Source organism: Oceanisphaera pacifica (assembly GCF_017498065.1).
GTDB classification, from domain to species: domain Bacteria; phylum Pseudomonadota; class Gammaproteobacteria; order Enterobacterales; family Aeromonadaceae; genus Oceanimonas; species Oceanimonas pacifica.
In genome coordinates, this window is the sequence record NZ_JAGDFX010000017.1 from 75013 (window position 1) to 86959 (window position 11947).

Below are 11947 nucleotides of genomic sequence, written 5' to 3' on the forward strand. Positions count from 1 at the left end.
TACCGGTGATATGCGAATAAAAAAGGCGACACGACCATCCGAATGGTCGTGTCGCCTTTCTCGTATTATCCCGTCTTGCTGCACAAAGGTCGGACAAAGGGCCAGCTCCCCCGACACGCCGTGAATACCTCCATGTAGGCTCCACTGCGCCATCCCTAGCGCGGAGGGTCGGCAGAGCTGCGCTCTTTATCCTCCCTGATGATGGAGAGTGGCCTGCAGGCATCGTCTACAGACAACTCGGTGCCCGTGAGGAGGAAACAGAGAACGCCTCCCACGACCGTGACATGCCAGGGATGGCATGTCCGAGCCCTCAGGGATGAGTTTATGGCGTGTCGTGGGAGGCGGCTGTGTTTCCTCTGTATTCGGGTTCAAAAACGATCAGATCTTTATACCAGCCGGCATGACCATCAGTGAGCCAGAAAGAATTGATAGGCCGGATCCTGAGTCACTTCATCCCAGCGGTAGCCCAGCTCAGCCAGATGCCGCTCGAAGGATGCCAAATCCGCATCGGGCAGTTCGAAGGCACAAAGCACCCGACCAAACTCAGCACCGTGGTTGCGATAGTGAAACAAACTGATGTTCCAGCGCGTACCCAAAGTATGCAGAAAGCGCACTAGGGCGCCCGGCTGTTCCGGAAACCGGAAACTATACAGCCGCTCCTGCAGAGCCTTGGGTGGCCGGCCACCCACCATGTAACGCACATGGGACTTGGCCAGATCGTTTTCGGTCATGTTGGCCACCGGGTACCCCGCCTGCTCTAGCTCCATCATGATCTGGGCCAGCTCCCGTTCACCGTCGCTGAGCCGTACCGATACCAGCAACGCGGCCTTGTTTTCCGAGGAATAACGATAGTTGAATTCAGTGACCATGCGCTTGCCGAGCACCTCGCAAAACTCCAGAAAGGCGCCCTTGCGCTCGGGGATGGTCACCGCCAGCACACCTTCACGCTTTTCACCCAACTCGCAACGTTCAGACACATAGCGCAAAGCATGAAAGTTAACATTAGCACCACTTAAAATGGCCGCCATGCGCGCATGAGAGTAATCCCCAGCCTGGCTATATTTCTTTAGCCCCGCTAGCGCCAGCGCCCCCGAAGGTTCAGCAATGGCACGGGTATCTTCAAAAATATCTTTAAGCGCAGCACATATTTCATCTGAGGTGACAGTGACTACGCCGTCAAGGTATTGCTGGCACAAACGAAACGTTTCGGTGCCAATGCGCTTAACCGCCACGCCATCAGCAAAGGTGCTCACCCTATCTAGGCTAACAATCTGTTGTGCTTTAAGCGCCGCGTTCAAGCAAGCTGAGCCTTCAGCTTCAACCCCAATCACTTTTACTTGTGGCAATAGTTGCTTAATGTATACCGCAACACCTGCCGCCAAACCACCGCCGCCCACGGGTACGAACACATGAGTTAAACGAGTATCTTGCTCCAATAACTCACGGCCTATCGTACCTTGGCCTGTAATCACTTCGGGATCATCAAAGGGCGGGATCAGTGTCAGTTTATGCGCTTCGGCCAGCTCTAAACAGTGGCCATAAGCTTCATCAAAGTTATTGCCGTGCAAGATCACTTTACCGCCAAAACGACGCACCGAATCCACTTTAATATCCGGCGTAACGACAGGCATTACTATGGTGGCATTGATGCCCAGTTTAGCCGCAGATAAGGCCACCCCTTGAGCATGATTACCCGCCGAGGCAGCAATCACCCCGGCTTGTAGTTGCTCAGGGCTTAGCTGAGCTATTTTGTTATACGCACCCCGTAACTTGAAAGAATGCACAGGTTGCATGTCTTCCCGCTTTAGCGATACTGAATGCCCCAAACGCTCCGAAATTTTCTTCAACGGCGATAAAGGCGTCACCCGTGCGGCCTCATACACTGGAGACAGTAGAATACGGCGTAAATACTCACTCGCAGAGCGTAATGCGACGGCTTCTTTCAATGCCGGTTGTGCCATATAGTTAGCCCCCAAGCTTAGTAATGTCGCGTACTGCACCTTTGTCTGCACTGGTGGCTAAAGAAGCATAGGCACGCAGTGAGTAAGAAACATGACGCTCTCGCGCCTCGGCGGGGCAAAAGCCTTGCTCGCCTTTCGCAACCATTTGCTCATAACGCTTGGCTAACTCAGCCTCTGGCACATCCAGTACTATGCTGCGCCCAGGAATATCAATATCGATGATATCGCCATTTTCTACCAAAGCTATGGTGCCGCCACTGGCCGCTTCTGGAGATACGTGACCAATAGACAAACCAGAAGTACCACCAGAGAAACGACCATCAGTGATCAAAGCGCATGCCGTGCCCAAGCCCATCGACTTCAGATAAGTAGTGGGATAGAGCATTTCTTGCATACCCGGGCCACCTTTCGGGCCTTCGTAGCGGATCACCACGACTTCACCGGCTTTTACTTCGCCACCTAAAATGCCGGCAACGGCACTGTCTTGGCTTTCATAAATACGGGCCGGACCACGAAATACTAAGTTATCGTCAGACACACCGGCCGTTTTTACAATACAACCGTCAACCGCTAGGTTACCAGACAACACGGCTAAGCCACCCTCTTCGCTATAAGCATGCTCTAAACTGCGAATACAGCCTTCTGCGCGATCGGCATCTAGGGTGTCCCAACGACAGTCTTGGCTAAAAGCTTTAGTGGTACGAATGCCCGCAGGGCCGGCACGGAACATGTTTTTTACCGCTTCGTCTTGCGTCACCATAATGTCGTATTTAGCCAACTGTTCGGCCATGGTCATGCCCATAACGGTAGGCAAGTGAGTGTGCAATAAACCGGCGCGATCTAACTCACCTAAAATACCCATCACGCCACCGGCACGGTGTACGTCTTCCATATGGTATTTAGGGGTAGAAGGCGCCACTTTACATAACTGAGGTACTTTGCGAGAAAGCGCATCAATATCTGCCATGGTAAAGTCCACACCCGCTTCATGCGCGGCCGCCAATAAGTGTAAAACGGTATTGGTAGAGCCACCCATGGCTACATCAAGCACCATGGCATTTTCAAAGGCTTGTTTATTAGCAATGCTGCGCGGTAAGGCAGACTCGTCATCTTGCTCGTAATAACGCTTAGTTAGCTCAACAATGCGATGCCCTGCAGATTTAAAGAGCTGTTCACGATCGGCATGTGTGGCCAACAAAGAACCGTTGGCCGGCTGTGACAAGCCCAACACTTCTGTTAAACAGTTCATGGAGTTAGCAGTAAACATGCCCGAGCAAGAACCACAGGTGGGGCAGGCGCTACGCTCTACTTGCTCACTTTGCGCATCATCCACCGTAGGGTCGGCGCCTTGTACCATGGCATCCACCAAGTCCAACTTAATCAATTGATCAGAAAGCTTGGTTTTACCCGCTTCCATGGGGCCGCCAGAAACAAAAATAACCGGAATATTCACGCGCAATGCCGCCATTAGCATGCCGGGAGTTATCTTGTCACAGTTAGAAATACACACCATGGCATCGGCACAGTGGGCGTTAACCATATATTCAACGGAGTCGGCAATAAGGTCGCGGCTAGGCAAACTATACAACATGCCATCGTGCCCCATGGCAATGCCGTCATCTACGGCAATGGTATTAAACTCTTTGGCAACACCACCTGCAGCTTCAATTTCGCCTGCTACTAACTGACCCATATCTTTTAAATGCACATGGCCCGGTACAAACTGGGTAAATGAGTTAACCACCGCAATAATAGGCTTGCCGAAGTCACCTTCAGTCATACCGGTTGCACGCCATAGGGCGCGGGCACCAGCCATATTACGGCCGTGAGTAGTAGTAGCGGAGCGATACTTTGGCATTCTGATATTCCTAACAATGTGAGTGATACAGGCATCATCAACAAAATGAGCCTATCTCTAAAATTAAAATATAGCTTTAAGCTGTCAGCGGTAAGCCATCAGCTAAAGACACTGACTAATTCTCTTAACTGATAGCTGACAGCTTAAGGCTTACAGCTGTCTGTTAAGCTGTTTTTTTTAGCATTTGTTCTTGGTCAGTGATCTGCACTTTTGTAACATCCAGCAGCTTTTCTAGTTGTAGGCTGAGCTGACTGATAGGCCTGTCGCTGAATACATTAAGGTTAATCGCCAAGCTTTGGCCATTATCTTGCGTCGACATATTCATATCATCCACACGAAAGCCACGGTGGCGCGTTAGGCGTAATACCCGCTCTAGCACTTCGGGGCGATACTTGGCCGTTACCTGTAACTGATAGGGGTTCATGCTTTTTTCTCCATCATCTGGTCGTTGGCAACGCCGGGCGGCACCAAGGGCCAGACGTTTTCTTGCTCAGAAATTCGTACATGCAATAAATAAGCAGTGTCTGCTGCTAGCATACGAGCTATGGCAGGCTCCACCTCAGACTTACAGGTAATGGTTTCGCCCGGAATATTAAAGGCGGCCGCCATGGCCACAAAATCTGGGTTATCGGTCAGTATGGTTTCACTGTAACGCCCGTCAAAGAATAGCTCTTGCCATTGACGCACCATGCCTAAGCGTTGGTTATCTAATAACACCATTTTTACTGGCAATTGTGCGCGTTTTAACGTCCCAAGCTCTTGTACGTTCATCATAAAAGAACCGTCACCTGACACTAATACCGATTCATCTTTCGGTCGTGCCAGTTTAGCACCAATGGCAGCAGGTAGCCCGAAGCCCATAGTACCTAAACCTGAACTACTCAGGTGATTACGCGGGCTGGTAAAGCGCATATGCTGAGCGACCCACATTTGGTGTTGCCCTACATCACAACTCACCATAGCCGAGTCACCCAAAGCAGTACTCAATTGATTTAGCATTAAAGGTGCATAAATCGCCTCACCCGGATGATCATAAGGCCAAGCATGCTCTACTTTAAGCGCCTTACAATGTGCTCGCCAAGGCTCAATATCCAATGCATTGGCATTAATTTGCTCATTACTTAGCAAAGGGAGCAAAGTGCTGAGTTCGGTATTAATGCTCACTTCGGCATGACGTACCTTGCCAAACTCTGAGGCATCTTTATCGATATGAATCACTTTGGCATTAACAGCAAACGCATCCAACTTACCCGTCACCCTATCGTCAAAACGCGCGCCCACCACCAACAGAAGATCGCTCTGCTGAACAGCCAAATTGGCCGCTTTTGTTCCGTGCATGCCCAGCATACCTAAAAACAAATCATCATCGGGATCTAAGGTACCAATTCCCTTTAATGTGGTCACCATTGGGATGGCTGTTTTTTGTGCAAATTCGCGTAATTCAGTAACGGCGTTGGCCATACCAACCCCACCACCTACATATAAAACAGGTTGCTTGGCCGCACTTAATAAGGCTTGTGCTTGAGCTAATGTATCAGCATTCAGTGGATTAGGTTTTGTAGTAAAAGAAGCGATTTGCGGAGGCTCGACCAAGGCAACCTGTACATTTTTTGGCACGTCAATTAACACAGGTCCAGGGCGGCCAGAGCGCGCTACTTCAAAAGCTTCTGCAATAATGTTTCCTAGGTCCTCAACATTTTCTACTAGATAAGAATGTTTGGTACAAGACAGAGACATGCCTAATACATCGACTTCTTGGAAAGCATCGGTGCCAATGGCCGCCATGGGAACCTGCCCAGTTATCGCCACTACCGGCACTGAATCGAGCATAGCGTCTGCCAGACCGGTGATCAGGTTAGTCGCGCCAGGGCCTGATGTAGCCATGCACACGCCCACCTGACCACTGGCTCTGGCATAACCGACAGCAGCTAATGCTGCCGCTTGTTCATGGCGACATAGCAGGTGATCTACACCACCATCATACAGAGCATCATAGAGCGGCATAATGGCTCCGCCAGGGTAACCAAAAATTTGGGTTACCCCTTGTTGTTTTAAAGTTTGAACAATGTGTTGTGCGCCATTCATGGTATTGCTGCCTATCCGTTGCTGCCAAAGTTTGTTAAAAAAAAACCCCCGAGCGATTCGCTCGGGGGTTTTACGTTTTGTCTGCGGTTATGTTACGTAGCGTCAGACCAAAGCACCCCGAGCGGCGATTTAATAATCACCACTAAGACCGCAATGTTGACCAAACCTACTATTAAATTCATATAACCGATCACTCAATAAGGAACCGAGCCGAAACATTCGACTCAAGCTATGCTATACAACTAGCATGATGCGCTAAACTAAACAAGACTTTATTTTTTAAAAAACGAAAAAGGCATCACAATTTAAGGCAATAACGGCAGATGAAAATACTAAGAAATTAGTGCCAATAAAAATAAAATATTAGGGAGACTAGGATGTCACTCGCCATTGTTTTTGCTCGCGCCAGTTTAGGCGTAACAGCCCCCTTGGTCACTGTAGAGGCTCACCTTGCTAACGGCCTTCCCGCCTTTAATATCGTCGGCTTACCAGAAACCACCGTCAAAGAAGCACGAGACAGAGTACGCAGTGCGCTCATTAACTCAGGGTTTGAGTTTCCAGCGCGCCGTATTACCGTCAATTTGGCCCCTGCCGATCTACCTAAAGAGGGCGGTCGTTTCGACTTGCCCATGGCGATTGCTATTTTGGCAGCGTCAGCACAAATCCCTACTACTCAATTAACCCAATTAGAGTTTTTAGGTGAACTGGCCTTAACGGGTAACTTGCGCAAAATTAAAGGCGCGCTACCTGCCGTGTTAGCAGCACGAGATGATGAACGACTACTCATTCTTCCCAATACTAACGGCTATGAAGCAGGCATTATTCAACCAAGCCCTGCGCTATTGGCGCCTCATCTACTCGCTATTACCGCTTGGTTAAGACAACAAGGGGATCTAGCAAGTCCTGAGCCTGTTGCTATACAAGATCCCGAGCATGTCGCCGACTTATGTGATGTTATCGGTCAAGAGGGTGGTAAACGTGCATTAGAAATAGCCGCAGCCGGTGAGCATAACTTATTACTTTTAGGTCCGCCCGGTACCGGAAAAAGCATGCTGGCCAGCCGTTTACCTGGGTTATTACCGCCCATGAGTGAAGAAGAAGCACTGGAGCTTGCGGCTATTCGCTCCATTAGTGGCGTCAGTTTAGAGCCAGAAAACTGGCGTTTACGCGCCTTTCGCCAACCTCACCACTCTTCTTCAGCAGTCGCGCTCGTCGGGGGTGGTAGTTATCCAAAACCTGGCGAAATATCCTTAGCACATAATGGCGTGTTATTTCTGGATGAAATGACCGAGTTTGAGCGCCGCGTATTAGATGCGCTACGCGAGCCATTAGAAACTAACTACATCTCTATTGCACGGGCCGCGCAAAGTGTTGTTTACCCTGCCCGCTTTCAGCTCATTGCCGCTATGAATCCTAGCCCCTGCGGTCACTATCAAGAAGGTTATACACGTAGCTCATCAGAGCAGATCTTACGCTACCTTAGCAAGGTATCAGGCCCCTTTTTAGACAGGTTCGACTTATCCGCCGAAGTTTCTTTGCTTCCTCCTGGTGAACTTAGTCGCAAACGCACTAAAGCGGAAAGCTCAGCTATGGTTAGAAAAAGAGTATTAGCCGCAAGAAAACAGCAAATAAAACGGGCCGGAAAAACCAATGCTAGGCTTAATACCGCTGAATTAGAGAGATATTGCCCATTAAATCAAGAAGATGCAGAGTTCTTAGAACAGGCGTTACATAAGATGAAGCTCTCTATTCGGGCATGGCATAAGTTAATTCGGGTTGCCAGAACCATAGCCGACTTAGAGCATCAAGAGCATATTAATCGCTCTCATTTAATAGAAGCTTTGGGTTATCGCGCCATGGACAGATTAATACAGCAGTTACAATCTTAAGCTACAATAGAATAAGCCACATTGAAGATAAGGAGAGCGCTCAATGAAAAGTGCAAAGGAGTTTGCCATTTGGCTTTATGATCGATTTAAAGATGTCCCTGAAGGGGTTTATCTGAGCAGAGATGACATTACAACTTTGTCTCACAGGCAGCACTTTAGCTTAGACTTTGTGAGCGATATTCATTATGAACTAACATTAAAAGGGATGGGGTTTGTTACTGGAACTCATCGGAGTAAATTCTATTTATTTCACCTACCTACCGTTTACTGGCAGCATCAGGAAGTAATATATTTAGAAAATAGCCAATCAAACGTGCACCCTATTACTAAGCAACACAAGCAACACATGACTTAAAAAATAGAAGCCCACGATATCTGATATCGTGGGCTTACTTTAAGCAGTATCAATTGCAATGCTAAATTTATGAGAGCTCTAATCTAATGAAAGTAAGTATTCTACTGTTTGATAAAAGCGCTCCTCTGAACCAATTTGCCCCATATCAAGCTCATACTTATCTTTTACAATAATAGTAGGCGTACCGTGCACATCAAAACGCTCAGTTTTTTTATCGTACTGAGCAATCATGCCATTAAGTGCAAAGCTATTAATTACACCATCAAAGTCTTTTTCTACTACACCATTATCTAGAAAAACAGCTTTAATATCAGCTATATTTTTCGGCATTTTCTTCTGCCTTTGAATGCGATCAAAGATAACTGGAGTTAACTCTTTATCGACTTTAAGCAGCACAGCAGCGCCATGTGCCCGTTGCAAGATCGGACCTAACTCTCGGCCTAAAAAGGCAACCGGCACTTTATTTAGTTCAAGCTCAGGATTCCGTTGCTCTAACTTGTTCATCAAAGGTTGAAAGCTATAGCAATGTGGACAAACATAAGAGAAGAACTCGGTTACCGTCGGTTTGCTATCCGCGGTGTCTTGCACCACGTTATACTCCACACCTTCTTTAAAATCAGCAGCAGTACTGGTTAGTGGAGCCATCAGTAGAGCAAAGAACACAACAATATATTTCTTCATAATTATTCCTATTCAATAAGAGCTAGCTTACGTTAGTTAATCAGTTCCAAGAGGTCAAGGATAATGGCTCTGCATCTAGGCTTTGTCGCTGCTCCGACAAAACTCCTATTTGTTGCTGCCAATACTCTTGGGTGTTAAACCAAGGAAAATTAAGCACAAATGCAGGATCAGACCAACGGTTAGCCAACCACGCCATATAATTAATAATACGCATCGCCCTTAACGGTTCAATTAATGCCAGCTCACTATTATCAAACTCGCGTATACTTTCATAACCGGCCAAAAGCGCATCTAGCTGCATAAGTTGTTCTTGCCGAGTCCCACTCTGCATCATCCATAAATCTTGTACAGCAGGTCCCCGACGACAGTCATCAAAATCGAGTAACCAAGGTCCCTCATTCCACAACACATTACTCCCATGGCTGTCGCAGTGGATAGTAAGCTGTTTTTTAGGTTGATATAGCTCACAGCTTCTTTCTATAACGCTATCTAAGTGCTTAAAAAAATCTTTGCGAAGCTTTTTAGGGATCAACGCTTTTTCTTGTAATACTTCCCGTGAACGCAATAAGTAGTCTTGAGTTCTCATTTGTGGTCGGTGCGCTAGCTTAAAGTTCGCTCCCACCTCATGCAGTCGCCCTATTTGTTCACCAAAGGCTTCTAATTGCTCTAAGTTATCAGACTCAAGCTGACGACCACTAACAGCAGGCCACACCGCAAATAGCATATTTTGATATACAAACACACTCGATTGCTGACGCGTTATCGGTGCAACAACCCGCACTCCCGCTTGAGCGGCCGCAAACAAAAAATCATGCTCTTCTTGAATTTGCTGCAGGCTCCAGCGTTCAGGGCGGTAAAACTTAACCACTAAAGACCCTTCTTTTTCACTTTTAAAGCGATACACCCTGTTTTCATAACTGTTGAGTGCCATCAGTCCTGAATCGACTTCTATATCTACACTCAACAGGGCATCAAGAATAACATCGGGGGTTAGTTGGTAATAATTCATCAAGTTCCCTAAAAAAAGACCGCAGCCAACGGCTACGGTCCGAATTACTTATTAACCAAGAGTATCAGTTAATCGCGCTAAAAAACTTACTCTTATGACGTAGCGTCGCTTTGCTATCATCTTCATCTAACCCAGTATGAGTCAGTACAAAAGTCACATCACTCACTGGCGAGGATAGCAGGTAAGGATCTACCGCTAAACTAATGGGTAAGCTGATAATTTCCCCACCACGCACTTCTACTTCTTGAGGCCCAATCCAAGTTGTATCGTCTAAGCCTTCAACTGACAAGCGATAGACTTCTGTGTCCAGCGTCTTGTTATTGATTTTCATGGTGTAAGTATTTTCAATCAAGCCTTCATTAGTTTCTCGGTAGAGCTGGTTACGGTCTCGTAAAATTTCTAGCCCCATCGGCATAATGCTCATTGCCATATAAATAAACACGGCACACAAAACGGTAATGATAACCCCATATCCTATCAACTTAGGCCGGGCAACATGGGTAGTACCATGCTTAAGTTTATGCTCTGTGGTGTAACTAATAAGTCCTCGTTCATAGCCCATACGATCCATGGTCTGGTCACAAGCATCAACACAGGCGCCACAATTAATACACTCATATTGCAGACCGTCACGAATATCGATGCCCGCTGGGCATACCTGAACACACAAATTACAGTCAATACAGTCACCTAGCCCTAATTCTTTAGGATCGGCCTTACGACCACGAGGACCACGACTTTCACCACGCTCCACATCATAACTCACCGTAAAGGTATCTTTATCAAACATCGCAGATTGAAAGCGTGCATATGGACAAATATGGGTACACATAATGGTACGCATAAAGCCGGCATTGCCATAAGTACAAAAGGCAAAGAACCAAACCCAAAAGCCGACCCAAAAACTGGTAGAGAAGGTAAGCACATCTATCGCCAACTCACTAGCCGGAATAAAGTAAGCAATGAATGTAAAACCGGTGATAAGCGATACACCGAGCCAGGCGATGTGCTTGGCTGTTTTACGCCATATCTTATTGAAGCCCCAAGGCGATTTATCTAGTTTTCGGCGTTTATTAGCACTGCCCTCTATTTTTTCTTCAAACCAAATAAAAATAAAAGTCCAGACTGTTTGCGGGCAAACATAACCACACCAGACCCGCCCTAAGAAAGTAGTCACAAAAAACAAAGCGACAGCAGAGATCATCAAGAACAAAGCGAGTAAGGTCAGATCTTGAGGCCAAATCGTAGTCGCAAACACCTGAAAGCGCTGCTGTTCAATGTCGAGTAACAAGGCCTGACGACCATCCCAGGTTAACCAAGGGCCGATAATAAATATCGACATAAGGATCCAGCCAAGATACTTACGTAACTTCTGCCACTTACCCGCTTGGGCGCGAACATAGATATGCCCGTCATCAGTGGGACGGTGTGAACGCGCCGGTGTCACATCTTTCACATTTATCTGCTTTTGTTTATCGTTCATTTTGCTCACATTATTATTTTGACAGCTTGCAACCAAGTTACCTGCACTACAAACAATCGCTGTTTATTAACAGAGCGAGTTGATAACTGTTAACATGCAGATAAAATACGAGTTATGGCATAGTTTGAAGCAAAGACTACACCAAAAAGGTGACCTTGGTCACTCTTTTATACCTCAAGAGCACTAATCTCTACTCTTATGACTACATTAGCGCATCTTAATGAACAAACACCATGACAATGATCATCAAATAGCAAAAATGGTGAAATAAAGTGGCGTACACACTTTTTTAAGCTGACAGATTGGGGATTAGCGAAAGGTACAAACACGAAAAAGCCCAGCTCTAAGAGCTGGGCTTTTTTATTTGGCGTTTGATTGTGACCTACTTTCACATGGCAGCTGCCACACTATCATCGGCGCAGATGCGTTTCACTACTGAGTTCGGCATGGGATCAGGTGGTTCCACAACGCTATGGCAATCAAACAAAACTTTATAACTGGTGCTGATACCCGGATTTGAACTGGGGACCTCACCCTTACCAAGGGTGCGCTCTACCAACTGAGCTATATCAGCTTAAATTAGGCGCCTGGCAGTGACCTACTTTCACATGGCATCTGCCACACTA

General features: G+C 47.0%; 9 protein-coding genes, 1 tRNA gene and 1 rRNA gene. 2 read left to right on the forward strand and 9 right to left on the reverse strand.

What is annotated here, in order from left to right; translation table 11 throughout:
- Positions 1-407: 407 nt before the first annotated feature.
- From ilvA to ilvG, 4 genes are all read right to left on the reverse strand, one after another.
- On the reverse strand, positions 408-1961 hold the full coding sequence (gene ilvA / locus J3U76_RS13180; protein ID WP_208006439.1) for a threonine ammonia-lyase, biosynthetic: 1554 nt from the start codon (positions 1959-1961) through the stop codon (positions 408-410).
- Between the two features lie 4 nt (positions 1962-1965).
- Positions 1966-3819: a dihydroxy-acid dehydratase gene (gene ilvD, locus J3U76_RS13185; RefSeq protein ID WP_208006440.1), complete on the reverse strand. Its 1854-nt coding sequence runs from the start codon at positions 3817-3819 to the stop codon at positions 1966-1968.
- Positions 3820-3982: 163 nt separating this feature from the next.
- Entirely contained in the window at positions 3983-4243 is a 261-nt protein-coding gene (gene ilvM, locus J3U76_RS13190; protein ID WP_208006441.1) for an acetolactate synthase 2 small subunit, read from the reverse strand.
- Positions 4240-5904, reverse strand: coding sequence for an acetolactate synthase 2 catalytic subunit (gene ilvG, locus J3U76_RS13195; protein WP_208006442.1), 1665 nt, complete (start codon positions 5902-5904; stop codon positions 4240-4242). The genes ilvM and ilvG overlap by 4 nt, the downstream gene beginning before the upstream one ends.
- Before the next feature lie 377 nt (positions 5905-6281).
- Here ilvG and J3U76_RS13200 point away from each other — a divergent pair, with 377 nt between their 5' ends.
- Entirely contained in the window at positions 6282-7793 is a 1512-nt protein-coding gene (locus J3U76_RS13200; protein WP_208006443.1) for a YifB family Mg chelatase-like AAA ATPase, read from the forward strand.
- A gap of 43 nt (positions 7794-7836) precedes the next feature.
- Positions 7837-8148 carry a hypothetical protein gene (locus J3U76_RS13205; protein WP_208006444.1) on the forward strand — a complete coding sequence of 104 codons (312 nt, stop codon included), beginning with the start codon at positions 7837-7839 and terminating at the stop codon, positions 8146-8148.
- Positions 8149-8226: 78 nt separating this feature from the next.
- Here the strand turns inward: J3U76_RS13205 and J3U76_RS13210 are convergent, their stop codons facing one another.
- From J3U76_RS13210 to J3U76_RS13230, 5 genes are all read right to left on the reverse strand, one after another.
- Positions 8227-8829 (reverse strand): thiol:disulfide interchange protein DsbA/DsbL, encoded by a 603-nt coding sequence (locus tag J3U76_RS13210; protein WP_208006445.1) that lies wholly within the window; start codon positions 8827-8829, stop codon positions 8227-8229.
- Positions 8830-8869: 40 nt separating this feature from the next.
- The gene (locus tag J3U76_RS13215) at positions 8870-9838 is read right to left on the reverse strand and encodes a serine/threonine protein kinase (protein WP_208006446.1); all 969 of its coding nucleotides are present in this window, start codon (positions 9836-9838) and stop codon (positions 8870-8872) included.
- 64 nt (positions 9839-9902) lie between these two features.
- Positions 9903-11321, reverse strand: coding sequence for a cytochrome c oxidase accessory protein CcoG (gene ccoG, locus J3U76_RS13220; protein WP_208006447.1), 1419 nt, complete (start codon positions 11319-11321; stop codon positions 9903-9905).
- A gap of 369 nt (positions 11322-11690) precedes the next feature.
- A 5S ribosomal RNA gene (rrf, locus tag J3U76_RS13225) occupies positions 11691-11805 on the reverse strand.
- A 14-nt stretch (positions 11806-11819) separates the two neighbouring features.
- Positions 11820-11895: transfer RNA gene (locus tag J3U76_RS13230), tRNA-Thr, on the reverse strand.
- Positions 11896-11947: the final 52 nt, after the last annotated feature.

What these genes read in the sequence shown, in the direction of transcription:
- ilvA (WP_208006439.1), bottom strand. Translation starts at nt 1,961, where the DNA reads ATGGCACAACCGGCATTGAAAGAAGCCGTCGCATTACGCTCTGCGAGT.
- ilvD (WP_208006440.1), bottom strand. Translation starts at nt 3,819, where the DNA reads ATGCCAAAGTATCGCTCCGCTACTACTACTCACGGCCGTAATATGGCT.
- ilvM (WP_208006441.1), bottom strand. Translation starts at nt 4,243, where the DNA reads ATGAACCCCTATCAGTTACAGGTAACGGCCAAGTATCGCCCCGAAGTG.
- ilvG (WP_208006442.1), bottom strand. Translation starts at nt 5,904, where the DNA reads ATGAATGGCGCACAACACATTGTTCAAACTTTAAAACAACAAGGGGTA.
- J3U76_RS13200 (WP_208006443.1), top strand. Translation starts at nt 6,282, where the DNA reads ATGTCACTCGCCATTGTTTTTGCTCGCGCCAGTTTAGGCGTAACAGCC.
- J3U76_RS13205 (WP_208006444.1), top strand. Translation starts at nt 7,837, where the DNA reads ATGAAAAGTGCAAAGGAGTTTGCCATTTGGCTTTATGATCGATTTAAA.
- J3U76_RS13210 (WP_208006445.1), bottom strand. Translation starts at nt 8,829, where the DNA reads ATGAAGAAATATATTGTTGTGTTCTTTGCTCTACTGATGGCTCCACTA.
- J3U76_RS13215 (WP_208006446.1), bottom strand. Translation starts at nt 9,838, where the DNA reads ATGAATTATTACCAACTAACCCCCGATGTTATTCTTGATGCCCTGTTG.
- ccoG (WP_208006447.1), bottom strand. Translation starts at nt 11,321, where the DNA reads ATGAACGATAAACAAAAGCAGATAAATGTGAAAGATGTGACACCGGCG.